The 25017-nt window shown below is 41.7% G+C and carries 20 protein-coding genes; 9 read left to right on the top strand and 11 right to left on the bottom strand.

Translation table 11 applies throughout. From position 1 onward, the window contains the following. Window positions 1-9 precede the first annotated feature (9 nt). From SDE_RS21025 to SDE_RS00825, 3 genes are read right to left on the bottom strand one after another with little or no spacing between them, the layout of a single operon-like run. Window positions 10-843, bottom strand: coding sequence for a class I SAM-dependent methyltransferase (locus SDE_RS21025; RefSeq protein WP_011466650.1), 834 nt, complete (start codon window positions 841-843; stop codon window positions 10-12). Window positions 844-903: 60 nt separating this feature from the next. Continuing rightward, window positions 904-2031, bottom strand: coding sequence for a DegT/DnrJ/EryC1/StrS family aminotransferase (locus SDE_RS00830; RefSeq protein WP_011466649.1), 1128 nt, complete (start codon window positions 2029-2031; stop codon window positions 904-906). After that, window positions 2031-3170, bottom strand: a complete 1140-nt coding sequence (locus SDE_RS00825) for a glycosyltransferase family 2 protein (RefSeq protein WP_011466648.1) — start codon at window positions 3168-3170, stop codon at window positions 2031-2033. The genes SDE_RS00830 and SDE_RS00825 overlap by 1 nt, the downstream gene beginning before the upstream one ends. A 347-nt stretch (window positions 3171-3517) precedes the next feature. Between SDE_RS00825 and SDE_RS00820 the strand changes: the two genes are divergently transcribed. The 8 genes from SDE_RS00820 to SDE_RS00785 are packed head-to-tail and all read left to right on the top strand — an operon-like array spanning window position 3518 to window position 12175. Further along, the gene (locus SDE_RS00820; RefSeq protein ID WP_158303837.1) at window positions 3518-4666 is read left to right on the top strand and encodes a GNAT family N-acetyltransferase; all 1149 of its coding nucleotides are present in this window, start codon (window positions 3518-3520) and stop codon (window positions 4664-4666) included. 27 nt (window positions 4667-4693) lie between these two features. Then, window positions 4694-5242 (top strand): acyltransferase, encoded by a 549-nt coding sequence (locus SDE_RS00815; protein ID WP_011466646.1) that lies wholly within the window; start codon window positions 4694-4696, stop codon window positions 5240-5242. A gap of 27 nt (window positions 5243-5269) precedes the next feature. Beyond that, complete coding sequence (locus SDE_RS00810) at window positions 5270-6496, top strand: glycosyltransferase (RefSeq protein WP_143710816.1); 1227 nt, start codon at window positions 5270-5272, stop codon at window positions 6494-6496. Window positions 6497-6512: 16 nt separating this feature from the next. Beyond that, window positions 6513-7529 carry a polysaccharide deacetylase family protein gene (locus SDE_RS00805; RefSeq protein ID WP_011466644.1) on the top strand — a complete coding sequence of 339 codons (1017 nt, stop codon included), beginning with the start codon at window positions 6513-6515 and terminating at the stop codon, window positions 7527-7529. Window positions 7530-7555: 26 nt separating this feature from the next. Then, window positions 7556-9007, top strand: a complete 1452-nt coding sequence (locus SDE_RS00800; RefSeq protein ID WP_011466643.1) for a lipopolysaccharide biosynthesis protein — start codon at window positions 7556-7558, stop codon at window positions 9005-9007. A gap of 10 nt (window positions 9008-9017) precedes the next feature. Continuing rightward, on the top strand, window positions 9018-10445 hold the full coding sequence (locus tag SDE_RS00795) for a GMC oxidoreductase (RefSeq protein WP_011466642.1): 1428 nt from the start codon (window positions 9018-9020) through the stop codon (window positions 10443-10445). Window positions 10446-10458: 13 nt separating this feature from the next. After that, window positions 10459-10887 (top strand): hypothetical protein, encoded by a 429-nt coding sequence (locus tag SDE_RS00790; RefSeq protein ID WP_011466641.1) that lies wholly within the window; start codon window positions 10459-10461, stop codon window positions 10885-10887. A 19-nt stretch (window positions 10888-10906) separates the two neighbouring features. Further along, a complete protein-coding gene (locus SDE_RS00785; protein WP_041323972.1) occupies window positions 10907-12175 on the top strand; it encodes an O-antigen ligase family protein in 1269 nt (422 codons plus the stop codon). Between the two features lie 4 nt (window positions 12176-12179). Here the strand turns inward: SDE_RS00785 and SDE_RS00780 are convergent, their stop codons facing one another. Next, window positions 12180-13664: a right-handed parallel beta-helix repeat-containing protein gene (locus tag SDE_RS00780; protein WP_011466639.1), complete on the bottom strand. Its 1485-nt coding sequence runs from the start codon at window positions 13662-13664 to the stop codon at window positions 12180-12182. A gap of 431 nt (window positions 13665-14095) precedes the next feature. Here SDE_RS00780 and SDE_RS00775 point away from each other — a divergent pair, with 431 nt between their 5' ends. Continuing rightward, window positions 14096-15583, top strand: a complete 1488-nt coding sequence (locus SDE_RS00775) for a hypothetical protein (RefSeq protein WP_011466638.1) — start codon at window positions 14096-14098, stop codon at window positions 15581-15583. A gap of 19 nt (window positions 15584-15602) precedes the next feature. On the opposite strand, the gene SDE_RS23230 is transcribed toward SDE_RS00775, so the two are convergent. The 7 genes from SDE_RS23230 to SDE_RS00740 form a co-directional block, all read right to left on the bottom strand. Next, complete coding sequence (locus SDE_RS23230; RefSeq protein WP_011466637.1) at window positions 15603-16691, bottom strand: acyltransferase family protein; 1089 nt, start codon at window positions 16689-16691, stop codon at window positions 15603-15605. Window positions 16692-16871: 180 nt separating this feature from the next. Next, window positions 16872-18206, bottom strand: a complete 1335-nt coding sequence (locus tag SDE_RS00765) for a glycosyltransferase (RefSeq protein ID WP_011466636.1) — start codon at window positions 18204-18206, stop codon at window positions 16872-16874. 5 nt (window positions 18207-18211) lie between these two features. Beyond that, window positions 18212-19312 carry a glycosyltransferase family 4 protein gene (locus tag SDE_RS00760; RefSeq protein WP_158303836.1) on the bottom strand — a complete coding sequence of 367 codons (1101 nt, stop codon included), beginning with the start codon at window positions 19310-19312 and terminating at the stop codon, window positions 18212-18214. 79 nt (window positions 19313-19391) lie between these two features. Continuing rightward, on the bottom strand, window positions 19392-21350 hold the full coding sequence (asnB, locus tag SDE_RS00755) for an asparagine synthase (glutamine-hydrolyzing) (protein ID WP_011466634.1): 1959 nt from the start codon (window positions 21348-21350) through the stop codon (window positions 19392-19394). A 37-nt stretch (window positions 21351-21387) separates the two neighbouring features. Further along, on the bottom strand, window positions 21388-22632 hold the full coding sequence (locus SDE_RS00750; RefSeq protein WP_011466633.1) for a glycosyltransferase family 4 protein: 1245 nt from the start codon (window positions 22630-22632) through the stop codon (window positions 21388-21390). A 1-nt stretch (window position 22633) separates the two neighbouring features. Next, window positions 22634-23740, bottom strand: a complete 1107-nt coding sequence (locus tag SDE_RS00745) for a glycosyltransferase family 4 protein (RefSeq protein ID WP_011466632.1) — start codon at window positions 23738-23740, stop codon at window positions 22634-22636. Window positions 23741-23758: 18 nt separating this feature from the next. After that, window positions 23759-24874 (bottom strand): glycosyltransferase, encoded by a 1116-nt coding sequence (locus tag SDE_RS00740; protein WP_011466631.1) that lies wholly within the window; start codon window positions 24872-24874, stop codon window positions 23759-23761. Between the last annotated feature and the right edge of the window lie 143 nt (window positions 24875-25017).

Here is a 25017-nt window from a genome sequence, read left to right as displayed (position 1 = left end):
AAATCCTTTTTAATTGCCGTTGCGCGAGCTATTTAATTGCTTTTTACATCTATACAGCACAACATCTGCACCAAGAATGCAGCTAGAAAGCCCAAACCAACGCAAGCAACGCTGAAAAAATGCATCCAGTGCAATTGAAACTTTTTCTGGAAACACAGTGCGGCCAGCCACTTTCAAGGGCCCCCTACCAATACCGTACTGCTCCACCACTTCCAAGCCAGCTTGCTCTAGCAAGCATTTAATAGCTTGAGGCTTTAAAAACGCGCCGGGTACAAATTCGCCCGTATGCTCAGCGTGTATGCTGGGGATAACCTTACCAAATAAGCCTTTAAGCCAATTCAACGGCTCAAACACTACAGGGTTATAGTAGTTTCGAAAGGTAATTAGCAGCTGCCCATCAGGTGCTAATATACGTGACATTTCACCCAGCGCTTTCGACCTATCTGGCACGTAACTAATTACCCCAAGGCATACAACGGCATCGAAAGCTTGCGAAGCAAAAGGAATAAACTGGCAATCACTTTGTGCCAACGGAGTGCGATCGCACGGTATGGACTCAATTCTTTTTACCGCGTTGGCGAGAATATCTGCGGAGTAATCTGTAGCTACACACTGGTACCCATGGCGAAGCAACTCACTCACAAACGGCCCCGCACCACACCCAAGATCTAAAATACTCGATTGCCTATCAAAGTTATTCGCCACAAAATCTAGGGCGTAGTTCCGACGCGTAGTAAAAATATGCTGCTCGAACGTACTCGGCTTGCCTTTATACATGTCATCCCACTGGCTTGCCCCGCGCGATGCCGAAAACATTTCTTTAACTTGTTCACTGGAAGCCATTTACCATCCATCCATATTCATAACCATTCCATTGATAAGGCAAGCGCTCTATACGGCAGCTCAGAGCGACTTATTTAATTCTTGCGAGATCAACTTTAATGCTTGAGCGTTCACACCAGAATGCACTGGAAGGGTTAAAAATCGCTGTGCAAAAGCCCTTGCGTTTGGCACATCGTCAAACACACTCACATCGTGTGCCACACCATCAATAAATGGTAGGGCGCGCTGGTACATTTTTGTTAGCCCAAAAGCCCGCATTTTTTCCACTAATTCGTCACGCCTTGCCGCAGAGCTAGCAATTAGCGGATAACGCAGCAAACGCCCTCTACGCGTTGCAACATCTAAACCAGGCGAGCTCAAGCTGGCATTAGAGCGCACAACCACATCTAACGCCTCCTCCACTCGCCTGCTTTGCGATAAATAGCATTCAATATTAGCGCCAACTCGTGCTAAGTCACATGCTGGCATAGCACTTACCTGCTCAAGCTTATCGTAATGCGTTGCACCCACACTCAATAAAGGGTTTCGATTGAGCCAAAAATACAAGTAAGGGTTAAGCAGTAAGTTGTACACCTTAGTAATGAGCTTACGCTTAATACCGCCGCCACTGCTGGCTTCACCGAGCAGCGCCAGCAAATTATCGCGCACCCGCCCCGCGAGACCGGCTTCCATTAAAAGCATACCGCCACCAAGTATGCTTGCAGGCTTACCCCGACCAAAGGAATTAACCGTTAGGTGCCCGTGCAAAATCACACCTTCTGATAACTCTGGGTACCACTGGGCATTATCTTCAACCAAGAGAGTTTGCACTGGTAACAACTTTTTAATAGCCAGCAAGCGTTCACGCACGCCCAAAAAATTTACAGCCACTACAGCAGCTGTATTAGGGTTTAAGGCGGCTTTAAGTTGCTCTAAGCACAATGCGGGGTCGTCTGGCGCGGCAATATCAATTATCACCGGCTTACAGCCAGCAAACATTGTGGCGGCAACCAAATCTGGGCAGCCATAAGCAGGAAGTAAAACCTCGGGGCACTCCCCCCCGTGCTGTATACGTGCCGCCAACAACGCCAACGCCAACGCAGATGTACCACTATCTACAAAAAGTGCTTCATACCCTTCGAATACTGGCGGGGGGCACGTCGTATCCCAACTGGTTTTGCCTCCTACAGGAGGTATATCTTTAAACATTAGCGCGCCGAAGGCTTCCAGGTTGTCATGCGCGTGCCCGAAAGAAAGCGACAAGCAGCGTCAAATAGAGCCACGTTAACCTGCGTAAAAAAGTAGATAATCTTAATAGGGCCGTAGTCTTGCAGCTTCACACTGTAGTGCGCAGCAATAGCAATTCCGTAGAACAATAACTGCGCAAACAACGCCAAGCTATATATAGCTCCACTACCAGAAACCATTGCAGTCACAATAAAAAGAGCCAAAAGGAACCACGGCACCAACCAGCGCATTAACTTGTGGCTAAACACCTGCAAAGCGTACACACCAATTTCTGCGGGGTTTAGAACATCTGGGTGGCGAGAAAGAGCCGTCATTCCGCGAATGACAGTGCGTATTTTACGCATGTACTCTTTGCTTGGGTCTTTTAGATCCTGGTAAAAACCTAGAACATCTGGCGCAGTTACCGCTCGCAACCCCAATCGCACCGAGTTAAGCGCTGTATTGAAGTCGCTGGGGGAATGAATATCCCACTCTTCACACACTTCTTTGCGGGCGGCAAAAAATGAACCACTTAAACCAACTAAACCAGCCAGTTTGGATTCTTGCTTGCGCAGCCACATTTCGTATTTCACATACGCACCTTCGCCGGCAACGCTGCCATCTTGCGAAATAAACCTATCTTCACTCGACACAGCTCCAACACTCGCATCCGCGAAATAACGCACCAACTTATGCAGGGCATCGGGCTCCATCTCTGTAGCCACATCGGAGAAAACAATAATATCGCCTTTTACAGCCTTAATGGCCGTTAACTGGGCATTCTCTTTCCCCAACCGCTCCTCGGCCCGCACCAAGCGCACGCCGCGATCAGCGTATTCACGCACAATGTCGTCCGTGCCATCATCCGAACTGTCAGAGGCGATAATTATCTCGAGCTTGCTTTTATCGTAATCTAGCGCCAACGCATTCTCTAATTTACGGCGTATACGATCTTTTTCGTTATATGCGGTAATAACTAACGACAGCATCAAACCGCTCGTATCAACCGAGTCTCCACTCGCTACACTTTTACGCGCAGCTAACAACTTGAGAATAAGGGGGTAAATAAAATAGCTATAGAGGGACAAAAAGGCTAAAAACCAAAACAAAAGTACCAACATAAACACTCCCTAAAGTATGAGACGTCGGCGCAACACAACCGTAACCGCAATAGTCCCTTGGCATAAAAGTATTACACTCTTACAACACATCTAAAATTTTAAACGCACAGCACTTATAAAATGTTGCGGCCATCAAATAGCGAAGATTGTACACCAAACTGCGCAACAGGTTAGCATTAGAAAACAAGGTCTTTTATCTGCCCCTTAGCTCGACAACTCCACGGCTTGGCTATACACTTGCAGCCTCTCAAAAGCCCTCACGGAAAAAGAGTTTTTGATAGCATCCATTCTTTAGAATACGCCACCTAAAAGGCGTGCTCTAGCACCAACATCATCAGAGAAACAACGTGTTGCAGCCAGTTTCAGCAAGGGATACAGCGACTATGCAAGTTGAGCTTACCCAAAGCCCCAGCTTTGAACTCGTAAAAAATCACTGGTCCCAGCTGTGTGCAAACACTCCAGGCCACGCATTTTTAAATGAATGCTGGATAGCACCTTGGTTTGAAGTAGTATCCCAACATCACAACCCAATTCTTATAACTGTAAAAAATTCCGACTCCATTGTGGGTTTGGCTATCGCTCATATTCTTACAGTTAAACGCCGCGGCATATTTAAACGCAAAATTCTCTTTTTTAACGAAGTGCCCGAAACACCAAATGACATGGTCATTGAATACAACGGTATTTTAGCTGCACAAAGCGATTACCCTGCAGTGTGGAATGCAACTTTAGCGGCATTAAAAAATGAACTTGTGTGGGACGAAATAAAAATCAATAAGATTGACCCTACGCAAACACCATTTATAAAAGCTGCCGCAAATGAAAATGCATTACTTTTTTTTAGCGAACGAGAAGATACATCTCCAATAGCTTTGCTCGCTAAAGATTCAAAATGGGAAGATGTCGAAAAGCTTAACATTAGCTCAAACAGACGCCGACAAGTAAGAAAAGCAACTCAGCTATACGAACAGATGTATGGGCAACTTAATGTACACACTGTTACCGACCTAAATGACGTTGAAAGCTTTTGGAACGAAATGGCCAACTTGCATACCGCACACTGGAATGACAAAGGTGATTCGGGCGCATTTGCAAACCCTGTTTGGACTAAATTTAACCGCACAATGATTAGCCAGTGGCTGGCTCTTGGTCAAATCCAGCTTACCAAATATATTGTGGGGGACACCGTAATAGGCTACCTATTTAATTTAGTTATAAAAGACCGCGCATATAACATCCAATGCGGTTTTTTATATGAAGACGATAATCGCCTTAAGCCTGGTTTCGTTTGCCATCACGCATGCATGAAACTCTGTCACCAGCTAGGTATTCAAGAATATTACTACCTAGCCGGCGGGGAAGATTACAAAGTTTCATTGTCTTCCAAAATAGACATACTAGATTGGCTGTGCTTAAGAAAAAGCAACGCACCTTTTTTACTCGAAGACACGCTAGTAGAAATTGTTAGAAAACTGCGTCTTCTTCTTAAAAAATAGATTCGTACTCACTCATTGGGTAAAAATATGATTGGTAAATTGGTAAGCTGGTTGCGCCGCCGCAAGCGTCAAAAATATATAGAAGGCCTAGTGGCTAAGGGTTTAAAACTTGGAAACAATGTTCACATTGTAGACCAGTGCTTTTGGGACGCCGCCCACTGCTACCTTATACAAATAGACGATAACGTTACTATCGCACCAAACGTTACTTTTCTCGCCCACGACGCCAGCACAAAAGAATTTTTAAATTACACAAAACTTGGCAAAGTTCATGTAAAAGAAAATTCTTTTATCGGCCATTCCGCAATAATAATGCCCGGCGTAACTGTTGGTAAAAATACTATTATTGGTTCGGGCTCTGTAGTAACCAAAGACATACCCGATGGGGTAATAGCCGCAGGCAACCCGGCACGTATTATTACCACCTTAGAAAGTTACTTAGAAAAAGTAAAAGCTGACGTAAGCGAAAACAATAAGACTATATTTGGTCAAGACTACCACATTTACAACTTAGACGACCAAAAGCGCGCAGAACTAGTAAAAAGTGCAACCGGCACAACCGGCTACATCGATTAATCTACCACTGAGCGTACGGAGATTTTTTTGAAAATTTGTATTTTGATGGGTGTTACCCCCTTTCCCGCCAGAAAGAACGGTTTAACCCTACGCTACTATGCATTGGCAAAATCACTTAGCGAAACCGACAACGAGGTATCGCTACGTATATTTCCACACATAGAAAAAACGTGGAACCAAGACGATATAGATGCGTTACAAGCAGCGGGTATTAAAACAACCGCGGCCGATAGCTACCCCATTAAAACCCCATCTATCACCCAAAAAATACTCGCACGAGTTAGTGCACTTTTACCTTTTGGCAAACCGCTTTCACAAATTTCATACAATTATAAAACCGCTTGCGATTACTTTAATACAAGCGAAAACTTTTCAGACTTCGATGTAGTACTCGCCGTAACAAGTTCTATTTTTGAGCTGTACGATCAACTACCAAAAGCAAAAAAGGCAAAAATGGTCGTTTGGGATGAAGTAGACTCACTACCGCTACATTTTTACCGACGCTACCAAGCCGGAGATAGCGTTTTGCTGTCCAAGAAGTATGAATTTATTAAATACAAAGCTTGGGAGCGAGATCTAATAAACAGAGCAGATAAAGCCTGTTATATCTCTAAAGTGGATGCGAGCTTTTCTAAAGGGGATGCAGACAAAATAATTGTTCTACCCAATGGCATTGAGCACAGCGAATTACACGATGCCCCCCTTGTAGACCTGCACAGCGACAGCATAGGGTTTGTTGGCGATATGGCCTACAGGCCAAACGTTAAAGCCGTAAAATGGTTTTTAGACAACGTGTGGCCAGACTACGTAGAAAAAAATCCTAGCTGCTACTTTTATATTGTTGGCCGCAGCCCTGAACAAAGCGTTTACGATGAAGCAGCCAAACATAAAAATGTTGTTGTTACCGGCTCGGTAGATAACATTTGGTCCTACTATAAATCTATTAAACTATTTGTGTGCCCGCTGTTTAGCGGAGCGGGTTTACAAAACAAAGTTATTGAAGCCATGTTTGCTTCTAAGCCAGTTATTTCTACAACAATAGCGAATGCCGGTGTGAATGCGGTTAATGGCGAATCGATAGTACTAGCTGATACGGCCGAACAGTTTACGCAAGCATTAAACACACTTAGACACGACGCGAGCGAAGCGCACCGTATTGGTGATGAAGGCAGAAGGTACGCAACTAAGAATTTTGATTGGTCAACGCTCACCGAACAACTGCTAACAACATTCAGGCGTCATTTGGGATACTAACCTAAGGAGAAGGGGTATGGCGAATGCATTAAAAACGCTATTAATAAACACTTTAACCAGTAAATTAGCCAACAACATTGGTTTTAAATTGGCTAACCCATTTTGCTCTGTGTTTATGCTGCATCGCTTTGCCGTCGACGACCAAGGCATACACGGCCACGACCCGGCCTTACTAAAAAATACCCTCGAGTACCTTCGAAAAAATAAATTTAACCTACTAAGCGCAGAGCAGCTATCAAACTACCTTATAGAAGGGCGCCCTATACCTAAACGCAGCGTTTGCTTTACACTCGACGATGGTTTTTGGGATCAAGCAGCTGTTTCTGCACCTATTTTTGCAGAATATGACTGCCCCGCAACGTACTTTCTAACTACGCGCTTTCTTGATGACCAATGCTGGATGTGGGACTCTAAAGTTGAATACCTTTTTGACGAAACACCGGTTGAGAAGCTTGCATTACTCGCGCAAAAATATTCAATTAACCCCCAAACACCTAATTTTAGAAGTGACCTATTCAACACACTCATAGCAGCTCTAAAGAAATGCTGCGAACAAGACATACTAGCTACCTTAGCAAGCTGGGCAGAACTAGTAGGCACACCAATTCCTCAAAAAGCGCCGGCTAAGTACAAAGCTATGAGCTGGGATGACGCAAATAAACTAATTAAGCTTGGGCTAAAAGTAGGCCCACACTCTGTTACGCACCCCATTATTGCGAATGAAACCGAGCAAGATGCTCAATGGCAAATCAATCAGTCTTGGGTTGAATTAAAAGCGAAAATACCAGAGGCTTCCCCAGTATTTTGCTATACCGTAGGGCGCTACGGCCAAGATTTTGGCGAACGAGAAATGGCAATTGTAGGTAACAGTGAACTGACTAGCGCCTACGCCGCAGACCCAGGTTTTGTAGAAGCCGGCAAACAAGACACCATTACCGCGCTTAAACGGTACGGGTACCCAGCCGACATGTTAGATTTTAAGCAATATGCCACCTGGCTAGAGCGCGCCAAAGACAAATTACGCGGTAATTAAACCGACACCAGCCAAAGAGTTAACCTGTGGATTACAAAAAAAGCGTATTAAGTGGATTTGCCTGGGAAGCCAGCACCAAAGCTATTGTGCAAATTATGTCTTGGGTATCCACAATCTGGGTAGCGAGACTGCTTAGCCCAGACGACTACGGCATAGTTGCTATCTCTGGTATTTTCACAGGCCTTTGCCAAATGCTTGCCGGTATGGGGCTATCTTCTGGGGTAGTTAACCGCAATGCTATCACCACCGGCGAAGTGCGCTCAGTATTTTATTTATCGCTGCTATCTGGGGCAGGGCTTTACCTATTGTTATTTGCTATTAGCGCCCCTGTTGCCAACTGGTACAACCTACCTGAATTAGCCTACGTACTTCGCGTTGCAGGTACAGTAGTAATCATCTCTTCTATAGCTATAGTGCCCGGCGCGATGATAATGCGCGACCTTAATTTTCGCTACACAGCACTTACCAATATGGGCGCAAATTTTGTACTAATTATAAGTACATTAACACTCGCGCTTATAGGCATGGGGTTTTGGTCCCTAATTTTAGCCACACTCATTTCTCAGGCATTTATTACTGTAGTTTACCTTTGCGCTTGCAAAGTAAATTTTAAAGGCTGGATTAAAATAAAAGATATTTTAGATGTTTTTGGTTACAGCGCCAAAATGTTAGGTAGTAACCTAACAGCTTATGCCAACCATCAAATAGGCCAAATATATTCCAGTAGTTTTCTGGGTCAAACAAGCACAGGAATTTTGCAAATGGCCTACACCCTTGCGGGCTTACCCATGAGCAAAATAGGCGAGATATTCGACAAGGTTGCCTTCCCATCCATTTCGCGCATGAAAGACGACAAGGAACAAGCTAGCAAAATATTTTTATTAATGCACCGCTACTTGTTTATGATTACCTGCCCAATGTTTATTGGTATAGCAATAATTGCAGAAGAAATGATCACCCTGCTTATTGGCGAAAAATGGCTACCCGCCGTAGTACCGCTACAACTATTTTGCCTATTAAACATCTTTCGCATTAGCGGCCAACTTGTACCTAAAGTACTCGCAGGCATGGGTAATATTAACGCGTCGCTTAAATTTCAAATTATTACCGCCATTGCGCTTATTGTCGCACTGCGCATAGGCGTTGAGTATGGCCTAATAGGCATGCTTATAGCGTGGTTAATAGCCTACCCCTGTGTATACGTGCCTTTAATATTAGATATGCGCAAAACATTAAACATAACCCTTTTAGAATTCTTGGGCTCGGTTTACCCCTCGCTTATAGCCAGCGCGGCAATGGTTGGCGCAGTACACTTAGCGGTTAAATCACTCACTTTAGAAATTAGCCTGACCACCATGTTTATTAAAATGGCAGTAGGCGGTGCTACGTATTTAGTGGCTTACTGCGTAGTTGCACCAAACGATTTTAAAAAATTAAAACAATTTGTCCAAAAGCGTCCTCATACCTCAACACCGTAGGACCCATATTATGAAATATGATTTAGTTATAGTAGGTACTGGCTTTGCCAGCAGCTTTTTTTTAAAGCGTTATTTAGAGCGGTTTCCTGCCAAACGAATTCTAGTATTAGAGCTAGGCAGCAAGCTCACCCACCGCTGGCGTGTAGAGAACCGGCCTGAGGACGACTACAGCGGCGTGGTATCAGATAAAGACTATCGCAAACTTATTAATAACCACACACCCGAAAAGCCCTGGGTATATACGCCCGGCTTCGGTGGCGGTTCAAATTGCTGGTGGGCGGTATCCCCTCGCCTGCTGCCCAACGACTTTAAAATAAAAACACTTTACGGCGTAGGCCAAGACTGGCCCATAAGCTACGAAGAGCTCGAACCATACTATTGCGACGCAGAAGATATAATGCAAATTGCAGGGCCAAGCGAGCATACCCCCTTCCCAAGAAGCCGCTCATACCCGCAGCCGCCTCATAATTTTACCAGTGTAGATAAGCTCATTAAGCAGCACTACCCAAATGAATTTTATAACGCACCGTGCGCTAGACCAAGCTTGGGCACGCCCAACAGGCCTAAATGCTGCGCTACAGGTGTATGCAACCTTTGCCCCATAGACTCGAAATTTACAGTACTAAATGAATTAAGCCACATTTATCAGCACCCCAGTGTAACCTTACAAACCAACAGCCAAGTCATTTCGCTAGATCACAGCAACGGTGTTGTAAGTAAAGCTATCTATTTAGACGAGCAAGACAAGCGACACGAAGTAGAAGCAGATCTATTTATGTTAGGTGCCAACCCATTGTTCAACTCGCATATATTGTTAGGCTCTAATATTGATAACGCCAATATAGGCAAAGGATTAGCAGAGCACGTTGGCCTAGGGGTGGAAGTAAACCTAATAAACCAATCAAACCTAGACGGTGGCACAGCCCTTACGGGCCACGGTTACTTCCTTTATGATGGGGAACATAGAAAAGATCGAGCGGCTTGTATAGTGGAGACATTTAACACGCCACACATACGCTTAGAGCGCGGTAAGTACACACACCGGCTAGGCATGAAGTTTGTTTTCGAAGAATTATACGCGCCTGAAAGTACGGTTTCGCTTTCAAGTAACATTCGCATACCTGATGTACATTATGCAGGCCATACGCAATACTTACACAATGGCGTAGACCACATTAAAAACAACTTCGAGCAATACTTTGGCTTTTTACCAATAGAAGATTACGAGTTTTCCGAAATACTTCCCGCAGAAGGGCACATACTAGGCACCCATTTAATGGGCAACGACCCTAGCGATTCAGTAGTAAACAAGCACGGCTTTGTACACGGCATGAAAAACTTATTGGTACTTGGGGCCGGCAGCTTCTCTGCCATGTCACCAGCAAATCCAAGCCTTACCGTTTCTGCGGTAGCATTAAAAAGCGCCAGCGAGCTATAGGAGACAAATCCTTATGAAAAGGCGTTTATTTTTAGCTGCGACCGCCGCAGCTTTAGCCGCAGGCGGAACCTTCATCGGCTTCAGCACAAATAGCTATCAAGATATTGTTAAAGAAGTAATAAAAACTCGTTTACATTATTTAAAGATTAGCAAAGCTGACCTTAACAAATTTGCTGCCGCCTACGCTCAAGAGGTCGCAAAATCACGTACAAAAGTCATGTTAATTGATTTTTCTTATGGCTGCAGAACTACTGATCTTTGCCATCAGATGGTAAATGATAGAATTAACTATTTTGAAAATTATATTGTTACTTATTTCCTAAAGAGCAGCGATTTTTTTATCAACGGAATGAATGAGAATAAGCCTGTGAAGTACTTATCAATAGACCTTGTCGACCCTTATAAATCCCCGTGCTACAACCCTTTCGCACGACTCATATAAATTAAGTGGATTCGCCAACGTGAAAAACAATCAACTTCTCTACTCTCATATTACTACTGAACTTGCTGATAACGAAGCTCGGACTGGCTGGATTCTTCTTTGTTTACATATAATATTTATGTATACAAGACCACAAGAGATATTCACGTTCCTCCAGCCCCTCCGACTACCAGGCATCATCGCGCTTTTACTGACTTTTTGGGTCATAAAAAACTTCGATAAAAACCTTCTCAAGATGCCATCTATAAGTTTTGTTGTAAAGTTTGGAGGGCTTTGCCTAGTAAGTTTTTTGTGGTCGGTTCATACCATTTCAATAACAATTGGTATCACCTGGCTTCTCCAATATTTACCAGTTGCAATCGCAGTGACGCTGTTAGTTCGTAACTTAAAAAAATACAAAGTATTTATTAGTTTATGGTGCATATCTCATTTTTTCGTATTTTTAATAATATTTAAAAATGGCGGGAAAGGCTCCGGCGACTTTTTAGCCGATGAAAATGATGCAGCCTTAGGTGTTGCCATGGTATTACCAATAATACTTTATTTTTCCTATTGGCCAAATATCACACCTAAACATAAGTTCCTATTAAAAACGCTTTTTTTAATAGCATGTGTTGCAATTATTGCTACGCGCTCTAGAGGGGGGCTATTAGGCCTTGTAAGCGCTGCAGGTATGCTCTGGTTATTCTCTAAATCTAAACTGAAAATACTTTTCACTGGGTCTTTATTAGTACTTTTGGCAGGGTCAATACTCCTAAGCTATTTACCGGAAGGATATTTAGAGGATGTACAAGGTATATCCGACCCAAACGATAGCACTCGAAGCGAAAGAATCGAAACATGGGAAATCTCATGGATAATGTTTAAAGACAACCCAATTTGGGGAGTTGGTGCAGGTAATTTTCCGTGGAACGTAAATAGCTATCAGGATCAGGCTAGCTGGTGGTACCCAGACGCGAGATCCCTCCATGGACGACAAACGCATTCATTATATTTTCAGCTTTTGGCCGATCTAGCACTTGTCGGTATGTTAATCTACATTACATTTATTATTACGACTGCAAGCAGATTATTTAAAACTCAAAGGTCAATTTTCAAATCTCAAAATCCTGACCCTAATCTAATAGGGCTTGGCCTAATGTGTAAGGCACTTTATATATCAATTTTTCCTTTTTTGGTATCTGGCGCGTTTATCTCTGTAGGCTACTATCCCCACATCGTAATGTGGGGAACATTAAGTTATGCGACGTTAGCAACAATTGAAACCATCACGAAAAAGTGTAACTAACAGCTTAATTAATACTTGGTGATCTCATTTTTACTATTTTTTCGTCTACCATTGTACTATCTGGGCCTATTCTTACGCCATTTCCATAGGCCCCGATTGTGCTACCTCCTTTTCCTGCAGCAATTGCTGGGCTACCAGATAACGGAGTAAAAATACGATCAGTTAGAGAAACGAATTTGGGGTCGGCATATACACCATGTTGCTCGATTTTAGACGGAAGCTCTACCGTATGAACAGGATCAACGGCTGCTAACTTCCAATCACTTAGTGTTGAAAACCTCTGATCGGTACTCAAACTTCGATCCAAATAAGATAGAACTGGGGTGTTGTAATATAAATTGTAGTCTATTTCATCGAATCCATTTTTACGTGGTGCGTCCCCTGGTCTCTCAACCATCAAAGCTGGGTATGGCCCAATTTCATAAAACAAATTATTGTAGAGAGATACACCAACAACATTTGACATACCCAAAAATGTTTTAACATTTACGGCAGTATTGTTATAAACCTTTAAGCCTGTTGACGTCCCGTTCGCTTCATAAAAGCTAGCGGTTACACCACCTTCAGTGTTGTAAAGTAAATTGTGATGAAACTCAGCCCCGTAAGAAGGGGTCATTCCCGCCCCCATGTTACCCAACATGAACACCACTTCATCTATATCATGAAAAATATTGTACCTTACGACATTACTTTTGAGCCCATCAGGATGTGGTTCTTTCTGATACACCCCTTTTTTAACGTTATAAATCAAGTTATGTTCAATAACTGTGTTCCCTGGCCGATAGCCGTGAACGCCAGAATGAAACATTACCGGCTCACCTGTAGTGACATTATCTGAAGAGGCAATCTTGTAGGTATCATGGATAACATTGTTTCGTACTAGGCAATTTATACACCAATCCAATCTAACTCCGGCAATATTATCCACTCCATAGCTATGATGTATATGGCAGTTCTCAACCGTAATATATTCATTAGTATTAGCATGATGCATCATTATGCCAGAACTTGTCGTATTTCTAATTTCAAAGTTACGGATGGTTATGTAATTGCCCCTAGCCACAAGAAAGCCTGCAACGCCATGGCCAGCCCCATCCTGTTGACGTTGAATATCAATTACTGGCCGCTCACCAGGATAACCGGAAACAATTACCCGCGCCTCCTCAGACTCACCACCATGCATAAAGGTATTACCAGCAACGGCTTCACCAGGCTTTTTACCCAGCTCAATGTAAGGCTCTTCTGAAGCCCTCACAAACCCACACTGTCCAGGTTGGATCGCGTCAAGCATTTGCTGAATTGTTCGAAATGGAGCAACACCCGTTTCAGGGTATTTACCATCCATTTCGCCAACAAAATTATTTTCTGAGTGCCAGTCCTTGTCGACAAACAAATCACCATGCTCTGGTAGTGAGCAATCCTGCGCCAAGCAATTCAAAGCCATGAGCATAAAAGCCCAAGTAATCGCCCCTCGACATAAAATTTTCATATCAGTACTCCAATAGATATATACGCGCCATATAGGTTACTCAATAGCATACCTAACATAATTACGTATTCACTATAGTATGTATTGAGAACGTTCGATAAACGAAAATATGTTTAAAAATGTTCCAATAAGACTATAAGACTTTAAAAAACAGGCTGTAGTTCGCATTTTTAACAACTAGTGAATTTTGGCGCCAAATGGTGATCGCCCTAAAAATAGGTTTTTTTGAGAAGTTATCATGTAAAATGCCAAGATTACCGTTATCAAAGTCTGCATTTATTTAAGGTTACGAGCAACTATCCTTCGCAAATACCGCTTACTGACTCACACCACCAATAATTTATCGACAGATTCTAAGCTAGTTAGCGTACTTGATGCTACTGCTTGACACTTAAACCTCAACTAAGCCCCCCGCAAAAGAGATTCTAGGAATGAAGTTCTTCGAAAAATACGAATCGATCGTTAGTCAGCAACAGTTCAGATACGTTTTTTTAGCGTTATTATGCATATTTACCATTACTCTTTTTCCCGTAAACTGGGATGGAAACGAAGAGAACTACTTCCAACTTTCGTATAAAACCGTTGAGCCGACTGCTTTTCCTGAAAATCACGCTATATTTGATGCCTCTAGGGGTCGGATTGTCCCAGAGTTTCTCATTGGTAATCTCGTCAAATACTTAGGTTATGAGACCTCTCATGCCATTGTACGAATTTTAGCCATTTTTGGTTATGCCTTTGCTTTAGCGCTCCTGTTTCGTAATTTCAAATTTAGGGTAGTGGATGCAACCTTAATTATTTGTGCTTTTATACTAGCTGGCCAACAATTATTTGGCGGTGCGTGGCTCTTTCGCGGCGGTGAGTCTAAAGTCTTTGCCTATATCTTTGTGTTCCTTTCTATACATAATTGCCTCAATCAGAAGCACATAACTGCTTTAGTTTGGCTTGCTGCTGCCACTTATATGCACTTTTTGGTTGGGTTGTTTTGGACTGTGTTTATCTTTAGTACGGTATTTTTCTATCAAAAAAACATACTAAAGCTACTGCAATATGCAGGCATATTTACACTAATGATGTCACTATTACTGGCGCTCCTTGTACCAGAACTACTTATAAAAACAGACGTCGTTGCAGATTACACATCTGACTACATCTATACACGAATTAGAAACCCACACCATACAGACCCCTTTCAAAGCCTGTACGTTTTCCTAGCTAGTTGGGCGATTGGCATAGCAAAGCTCATAATAATTATCTGTTTTGGCGTGTATTGCTTCAAAAAAGATTCTACGAACTGGCTTAGTGCACTTACTTGGGTTGCCGGACTATATTTGATACTGTTTTTGATCATTTCGTTTTTTGACAGAAACACTCTTTTCTTCGGAAAATTTTATCTATTTAGACCAACCGGACTAGTACTATTATTTTTTATAATGTTAGCTGTAATACAGATAAGAAATTCAATAACCTCTAACACACCCTATTATTTTGTTACCTTGTTTTGCGTGGCAAGTGCTTTACTTCCTATTGCAAAAGAAAAAGTACTACAGATAAAAACACCCGAACCAAGATATGCAACTGCAGAACTTATCGAAACTGTTCGTAACAACACCAACGAGAATGAAATTGTATTGCTCGACCCAGCGAATAAGTGGGATACAAAGGCGATACAGCTCGTACGAGATATTCCTCGCCCCACTCTAGTCGAATGGAAATTCGTTCCAACACAAAAAGTGGACATTCTTCGTTGGCGCAATTTAATGAATCTTAAAGAACGACTATTTGAACAGGGATGCGACTATGCTAACGCTGAAATTAAGTACTTTATTATTTTTTCTGTTCAAAGGTATGAGCCTTTTTCAAGCTGTTCTGAAATACTTTATAAAGATGAGAACCTAATATTTCTTCAAATTCAAACTTAGCTTATCGATACAACCTCTATCAATTCATCCGATTGATCACCCTTTTCCCCAGGAGAATGAAGTTATTCTCTAATAACTTCATAGAAAGCGACGAAATCAGATAGGTAAACCAAACAACTATAGAAAAATGAATAATTAAGTTAATACCGGGAGACGGCGTGTTGAAATTAAATTTATTTATTAGATAGAAGTACCCCCACATTACGACAAAGTGGAAGATATACATCGAATAAGAAGCTCTACCGATATTTTGCAAAAAAACAGGATTCAAATAGCGCTTACGTTCGAAAATAAAATAAAGAAACACAAAGGATAGCGACGAAAAAACTGTAATTAAAGTGACATGAAATGGAAACTTAATCTTATAGCTTAGTAGAGAGAGTATAGTACAAAACAAAAATCCGCCCCATAGAATCAACATCGAGCGCCCCCTCATCACACTAATATTATACAGCTTATAAAGTAATAACCCTGCCATAAAAACTGGCAACTGGGAAAACATATTCCAATAGGATATCTCCCATGGGTCCTCCTTAATTCGGAAAAATAACGCCAGTATCTGAACACTTATTACTCCACATATGATTGCAACAACGTAACCAATAATCAGCCTAAAATAACCATCGCTATCAACCAAATATTTATATAAAAGTGGAAACACTAAATAGAACGCACACTCAACTCCTATTGACCATCCACCAGGAACTACTGAAAGAAATGAGTCCATAGAAAACGCATGAGTTAAAGTTAGATGAAAGAAAATATCTGAAAAATCGACGTTTCCGAGAGAATTTTGATATACACTTATAGTCGTATATAGAGCTATTCCAAAATAATAAACAGGTGCTATTCGAAAAAAGCGTCGAACATAAAACTTCGTTAACGCATTACCCTCATTAGACCGAGCTTTCATTGATAGGCAAAGAGTAAGCGCGGACATTACAAAGAATAGCTGAACTCCCATCCTACCGTAAACACATAAACTTGCTATAAAAGAGTGAACATCTATTGTTCTTGGGCAAACATGGGTAACAATCACCATTAGAATAGCCACACCACGTAAAGAATCAATCTGGCTTAGTTTGTTTAACTGCCCATTTATAGACAAACACCATCTCCTTTTTTGCGAAATTTGCTATTTATAATATACATATATAAAAACACTTTAGTAAAAAAATAATCTACTACTAGCAACCCAACACCATAGTTAATTCAGCTGGATAAATTAAATTTTAGGCTTGGTATCACTTTCCACACTTTATCTCTTCAGTAAAAAGCAATAGATACTTTAATACTTCTCAAATAACTCACTTACCATTTTAAGTCTTTCATCAGGATTAAATTTCAAATCAAACACATCACATAGCTCCTCCGAAGAAGGATATTGGCCCGCTAAAGCATCATCAAAATAATGCGCCTCTGGTATATTAACTTTCAAATGAGTTCCCATATTCCACTCTAAGCCCTCTTCTTCAGCAAGAAATTTTAGCTCCTCGTCTAATTTTCTCTTTGTCGCATATGTTGATATATTCTCCAAGGCCCATACTCTAGGACTGTAGTCAAGATAATTATCGGACACATCGATAATCTCGGCCTCTAAGTTTCGGGAATCAATAAGTTTTCCTGTAGAGCAATTAATATACTCCTTATTCACGCCGACGTTATCTTTTAAAACTATCGCAGGAATACCAGAAAACATAGATTCAAAAATAGACCTATTGCTACCCTCCTTCAAAGAAAGCAATACATTTAGCTTACTCTGGTTCAACAAGTCATTAAGCTCTGATTGCTTCAGCGCCTCGAAAACATCTAAACTTTTCGATAACCCATAAAAGTCGATAAGAGTTTGTACGTTATCTTTACAGTCCCCCCAAGAATTACATACAAGAGCGGCCTTAAAATTTGGGACTCGGATATTTTTTATCGCTTTTAAATATGCATGATTTCGTTTGATACTATTGTAATTACTAATATAAATCACATCATATATTTTATTGGTTTCCTTCGGATAGAAAACTCTATGATCAACCCAGTCTGACGACCCAAACCTCACGGGGATTAAATTAGAATTTAATTTTTTGATAAACTCGTAATCTTGAACTTCTGAACATTCAATTATTATTTTCTGGTCATACTTCGTCCAACCGATAATTTCAGGCAAACAATATCCAGCCCAGCTGGGCTCAAGAACAATGTGAAAACACTCCAAGAGCTTCTCACAATCTATATTTTGTAGGTAGAATTTAAATGTTGTACTAAATTTAATAAGTAGCACCCCCTTTTCCACCACATGCAACCTAGAATCAAATCGAGGAGCTTTAAGGATAATCGCTCTTTTCTTTCCGACTTTATCACCGATGATTTTATCGGGGATAATCATAGGGCCACTTAGCTCTAGTAACACATTTTTTCGGTTGATTAAGAATGTTTCAACACTAGAACTTGGATACACTCTATGAGATAACATCCAAAGGTTATATCGTGACATTTTTCTAGGAGTTATAAAGCCAATGCAAAAAATAGCCCAAGCAATAATTCTAAGCATTTTAAGCTTTATAAAATCCTCAATGTTATTTCTTAATATATAATAAATTGATTTACTAACTAATCTAATATTTTTCATAACAGTTATTTTTTCTTTCCGTCGCCACATGCGTTTTCTATCAATGCACCATAGCGCTCTAAATATTGTTGTTCACTCAACTCAGCCATTACAATTTCGTAGCCTGCATCACCTAACATCTTGCGTTTACTACCGCTAGACAACATTACCTCAAGTTTTTCCGCTAGTTGATCTACGTTACCGCTTGCAAAAACGTAGCCATTAACCCCATCGCGAATATATGTGGGTATACCATCTGCAGTGGAACCAATAACCGGCTTGCCGTGGGCCATAGATTCAAGCAATACGCGCCCCATTGCCTCTGTACGTGAAGCAAGCACAAAGCATTTTGTTTTGCTTATTTTTTCCATTGCCGCATCGTACTCTAACGGCTTTAACAGCTTTATTTGGTCTGGGTGAGAATGTAGCGATTCTAAGTACTGCCTATCTGCAGTTTCTAAGTACCCTATTAGGTGCACCTGAGTTGTTGGGAATTTATGGGCTATTTTGTCGAAGGCAGATACAAGTATATCGAAGCCTTTAATATTGTATGGATAGCCCATAGTCATAATAAAGTCTTCTTCGACAGTGCTTTTATGAAATTCAGAAATGGGCGTATATTCGTGAAAGCAACTAATTGTGTGCTTGCGTTGTTCTTCTTCAGACAGATACGGAGTAATTTGCGAAGGGTACAGTAACTTAATACCATTACTACGTTTTAATACAAAGGGAATAGCCTTTTTAGAGTAACCCAGTTTTAAGTTTCTAATAAATTTGTTTTCTATATCTTCCCACACTACCGGGCTTACGTAGTTGCCGTTAAGCTCGGTTATTAATTTTGCCCCAGTAAACAGTTTAATTAATAGCGCTAGCGGGCCTGCTAATATTGGTTCCCTCGCTATAATTAAATCGTATTTTTTAACAAAATAATGGCGATAGATAGCTGTACAGGTGGCGTGCAATAGAAACTTTAACGTTACTAGCAGCTTAATTCTGCTTAATCTATCGGATAGGTAAGAAGTTACAAATAAAAAGCCATCTTCTTCGTAGTGTTTAAATTGCTTTTTATTGGTGGTACCGAGTATATCTCCACTGTAATGATCTTTCATTCGAACGTATTTAGTCATATTTACGTTCTTAGTAGAGTAAATAAAAGATTTACTAACGATTAACAAATGCTTTTTCATAGCGACTCTTGAATTGATATTACCCATCGATAATATTGGTTTTAAACCATGCTTGAAACATTAATAGGGTCCACAGTTTTTTACCGTGATCGTAACTGCCAGATCTATGCTCTAATAAAGCATGCTGAATGGGTGCGTAATTAAATATGCCCTGCTTTTCTATGAACTCTTTATCTAATAATTCGTCTACCCATGCAGACAGATCGGTTCTTATCCATTGGCTGATTGGTACAGAAAAACCCATTTTAGGGCGCTCTATTAGCTCTTTGGGCACATATTTATAAAGCACTTCACGCAGTAACCACTTGGATTTACCATCCCTTACTTTTAGCTCTGGTGACACCGTCCAGGCGAAATCTATAAGCTCAATATCTAACAAGGGCGCACGCAGCTCTAAACTCGCAGCCATGCTCGCTCTGTCTGTTTTGGTAAGGTTATCCCCGGGTAGATACCACTGTTGATCCCATGCCATGGCTGCATTTATAAAATCGTCTTCTAAACTTAATGGCGACTGCATTGCAAGCTCACCATTAAAAGCTTTTAGTACTTGCTCCGGTTGCTGCCAATAGCTCATCAAATATTCGTAGGCTGCTGCCTTACTTTTAGCATCGGCCAAAGACACCATTTTATAAAGCTTGTTTCCAAACTCTGCGCCGCCTTTACGTTTAGCAATACTGTTAAGCGCTTGGTAGAGCTTGTCCCATTTACCCGGCGCTACGCTGGTAATTAGCGCTTTTAGTATCGATTTAAATACCGCGGGTAGAGCTGCCGCTTTTTTCAGTACAGCTTCTGTAAATACATAGCGATTGTACCCGGCAAATAACTCGTCGCCGCCGTCGCCAGATAGGCATACCGTTAATTCACTTCGAGCGAAGCGATTAACTAGAATAGTGGGTAGCTGAGAGGCATCTGCAAAGGGTTCATCGTATACACGAGGCAATATATTAACTAGCTCTAGTATGTCTTGCTGATTTACGTAGTGCTCGTGATGCTTGGTGCCTAAGTGCTTCGCAATTTCTTTGGCGAATTCAGCTTCGTTAAAGGACTTTTCTTCAAAACCAATAGTAAAAGTATCTATTGCTGTGCTGGTGTTCGCTTGTAACACAGCACTTACAACGGTCGAATCTATACCACCAGACAAGAAAGCGCCAAGTGGTACATCCGCTATAGATTGCTCATTAATAACCTTGTTAATTTTTTCATCCAGTGCACTTATTGCTTCGCTTTGATTTTGCTCGGTATATAAATAAGGTTGATTAGCACTTTGCGCAACTGTCCAATACGGCTGTGGCGTAAGGTTCGCAATCGACCAATCGCTTTGTTTGGCTAGGTTTATATCTATACGGCAACCTGGTGAAAGCTTTTTAACTTCTACGAATACCGAGTTAGGGGCACTGATGTAGCCGTGACGCAAAAACGAAGCGATAGCCACTTTATTTAGCGTAAGCGCTTTAGCAGGCGTATGGGCAAATATGGCTTTAAGCTCTGACCCAAAAACAAAAGAACCATTTATAACGCCGTAATAAAGTGGCTTTTCACCTATGCGATCGCGTATTAAAGTAAGCACCTTAGTCTGACTATCCCAAAGAGCTATGGCGAACATACCTTTCGCTTTTGCTATGGTTTGCTCTAACCCCCAATGCTCTATTGCGCATAGCAACACTTCGGTATCGCTATGGCCCCTAAATTCAAACCCTGCGTCTATGAGTGGTTTTTTAATTTCAAGAAAATTGTATATCTCACCATTAAAAGCAATGGTGTAGCGCTTGCTATGGGAATGCATTGGCTGCGCACCAGATTCACTCAAATCTTGAATTGATAGTCGTCTATGAGAAAAAGCTAATTTTTGCTCTTGTTCTACCCACACACCCATTGCATCTGGGCCGCGGTGCTCTATGGCCTGTGCCATAGCTGTGGCAGTTGCTTTCAAAGAGTCTATCGGTAAGCTTGGGCTAACTAGGCCAGCAATGCCGCACATAATTCTTCCGTAATGTTAATGGTGAGTAAAATTAAAACTACCGTTTATGGTCTGCATTAATTTGCATGTAATGATCGGCAAGCTGTTTACCAATTGATGCAAAAGAAAAGTTATCTACCGCGTGTTGGCGTGCATTTTTTTCTATTTGTTGCCGTAAGGTGTTGTCACTTATGAGCCGCTCGATAGCTTCTACATACTTTTGTGGCGAATCGGCTAACAATACATTTTTCTCATCTGTCACATACAAGCCTTCGCAAGCTACCGGGTGTGCAACCACGGCCTTGCCGGCTGCAAATGCATCGAGTAGCTTTAGCTTTGTACCGCCACCATCGTCGATGGGGCACACGTAAACCGTTGCTTGCTCTAAGTAAGGGGTTAAATCGTCAACGAAGCCATGTACTTTAAAGCGGGAATCTTTTTTTGCTAGTTCCACTAAGTCTGCCGGCGGCTTTGATCCAATAATATCCACTTGCATGTCTGGGTGCTTGTCTTTAAGAAGCGGCCACACCTTGTGTGCTAGGTATTGCACGGCACGTGTATTTGGGTACCAATCAAGCGTACCAATAAATATTAAGCGTTTAGCGGCAGGTAGATTATTACCCGGCTTAAAAAATTCCGTATCTACACCATTGGGTATAGTTTTAAAATTGGCAGCAGGAATGAAGCTTTCGAAACGCTCACTATCTAAATCGGAACAGGTAATATTTGTTTGGAATTGCGGGCAGTATTTTTTCTCTAACGCCTCTAACCGCTTGCCCTCTTGCCAAAAGTATAATTTTTTGAGCCAGTTGCTTTCTAAACCAGCACGACGAATTAGCATGTGCGATTCTACGTTGTGATGATCCAAGGCTAACGTGGTATTTGAAACGCCTGCTGCGTAGGGTGCTAAGCTAATGGTATCGAAATGAATTAAATCGTATGGATTTTCTTTATGCCATCGCTCTAAGCATTCCCCAAATGCACTGCTTTTTAACCAATTAATATTGTAAGGATGTGCAGAAACTAAACTGTATAGCGCACACCAAATTTTGCTAAATTTGGACTTATCGACAGGGCACTCAAAAAACTCTACCTTGCCGCACATGCTCTCTAGCACTTCTTTAGATTTTTCCAAGCCCTCTTCTACAGAATTAAAGTATGGAGCGAGTAAACCTTTTTGCGAGAAAGCTAATAAATCTACTTCATGATGCTTGGCTAACTCTTTAACCAAGTAGTGGCTGCGCAACAAAACGCCAGCTTTAGGCGGGTTGGGTACTAGGTGTGACACCCAAAGAATTCTCATATTACTTGCCTTGGTAGTTTGCTAAGTGCTGAGCCAAAAATTGTTCGGCTCCAAATTTGGAAATGGCGAATTGTTTGCTGCAAGTGGAAAATTTATTACAAATTTCTTGTTCACCTGCTAGAAACCCAAACTTCTCTGCCAAAGCAGAGGCATTATTTGGCGGCACTAAATAGCCGTTTTGGTCTGGTACAACTAGATCGCTATTGCCGCCAACGTCGGTTGCAATTATTGGAAGTGCCGCAGCCATGGCCTCTAGGATAGATCGAGACATTCCTTCTGTATCTGAGGCAAGTACAAAAGTATCTGCCGCGCTTAATAGTTTTGGAATATCATTGCGCTCACCAAGCAATGTAACAACACCTTGCGTTTGTGTTTGTGCTATTTGCTGCTTTAACGGTTGCTCAAGCTCGCCACCACCGGCAATAAATATTTTAATATTTTTGTCGCTGTGCGTTTGCTTACATATTTTGGCGGCATCAATAATTAAATCAAACCGCTTTAGAGACACCAATCGTCCCACACTAAAAATCACAAAGTCTTGTTCGTTTACACCTAGCGCGGCTCTTACCTCTGTACGATCACCGCTGTGAGCATAAGCCGGCACAAAATTCGCAACAAACGTAAGCCTTTCTGGTTTAAAGTTACCGCGCGCTTGATAAAAGTTTCGCATTGGAGAAGACACAGCGATGAGCTTGGTTCCAAAAGCTACCGCCACTTTCAATAAGTTTATGCGTTTTGGTGCTTCTTCGATGGTGTAAACATCATGTAAAGTACCTACATGCCTTATGCCAGCGAGCTTAGCCGGTACTGCCATGCCGGTAATAGAACCGAATAGGTGTGTGTGCAAACAATCTAACTGCAACTTTTTGAGAAAAGAAGTTGTCTTAAAAGCAAAAATTGGCAGGGTGAGCGTTTTTTTGTAGGCCTTGTGGTTAGGTACTATGTAATTCTCTAACCCATGCTTAGCAGCGTATTCCTTTAGATAAGGGTTACCAAAATGTAGCAATATAGGTGTGTGGCCACTTGCCTTTAGCAGCCCAGCTATATCCAATAGCATGGTTTCTGCTCCACCTAAATTAAAGGTGTCTATGAACAACCCTATTCTCATTCGTGCTTATCCGTAATTTTAATTTGCATTCAACAATTTGTTGTAAATTGCCGCGTAACCTGAGGCCATCGCCTTGGATGAGAATTGCTGTTCAATTCTGTTTTTCGCTGCATTTCCATAGCGCTTTAGTGCGGCGGAATCATACACTATTTCTTGCATGGCGTTTGTTAAAGCTTGTGAATCACCCGCCTCTATCAACCTGCCCACACTTGTATCAACCACATCAGGCACATCACCCACTGCAGTGGCAATAACAGCACAACCAGAAGCCATAGCCTCTAGCAGGGCCATAGGCAGCCCCTCCGCAAGCGAAGACAACACAAATAAGTCTACACAGGATAGTAACGCAGAAATATCACTTCGGCGGCCTGCAAATACTACGCGCTTTTCACACCCTAATTTATGCGCTAATTGCTGTAAATTATCTCGCTCTGGACCGTCACCTATTACCAACAGTGTTAATTTATTCGACTGTTCTGGCAGGGCAGCAAAAGCTTTAATGGCCACATCAATTGCTTTTTCGCCAGTTAAACTACTCAAGGTAGCCAACACGGTAGTATCTTGTTCGATGCCCAAACTGGCCTTTATAGCTGCTGTATCGTGCTTTTGCGCGTAATGCGCGGTATCTATTCCATTTTGCACAAGGGTTATTTTTTGATCCTTTAGCCCTTCGTTTAACATATCTATTTTGACCGGCTTAGATACCGCCACAATATGGTGAAAGAACTTAAGCAAGAATGCATCCAACTTTGCATATAGCGATAATTTCCAGTCAGTGCGTTTCCAAAGGTGGTTCGTAGCAACGAGCTTCGCCAGCGAGCGGCACTTTAATGCATACAAATCTTCGCGGTAGCCGTGTGAATGCACTATATCTATATTGTTATCTTGCACATATTTTTTTACAGCTGTAAGTGCAGATAGGTCAAATGCACCTTTTATAGGAAAGACCACCACTTCATAGCCTAGGGCTTTTGCAGCACAAATCAATTCTGGCTCGGGCATACCTTGCTCTACAGGCACTCCTACTACGGACTCATACCCCAGCGGGGGCAGCTCTTTACCCAGCTCTAGTATTACGCGCTCTGCACCCAATAACTGCCCAGTGCACCTTAATTGCAGCACTTTCTTATGCATGTAATTTACCTAGTAAGGGGAAAATGAAAAATGGCGCTCACACTTGAATCAATTAAAATTGGCGCTTAAAAGAAAGTTCGAAATTTTACAGCTATTAAAACGTAGAATCTACAACAGCAACGACGCTTAACTTCTGATATTAT

Source organism: Saccharophagus degradans 2-40 (assembly GCF_000013665.1).
In the GTDB taxonomy this organism is placed as follows: Bacteria; Pseudomonadota; Gammaproteobacteria; order Pseudomonadales; family Cellvibrionaceae; genus Saccharophagus; species Saccharophagus degradans.
This window is presented reverse-complemented; position numbering and strand designations above follow the sequence as displayed.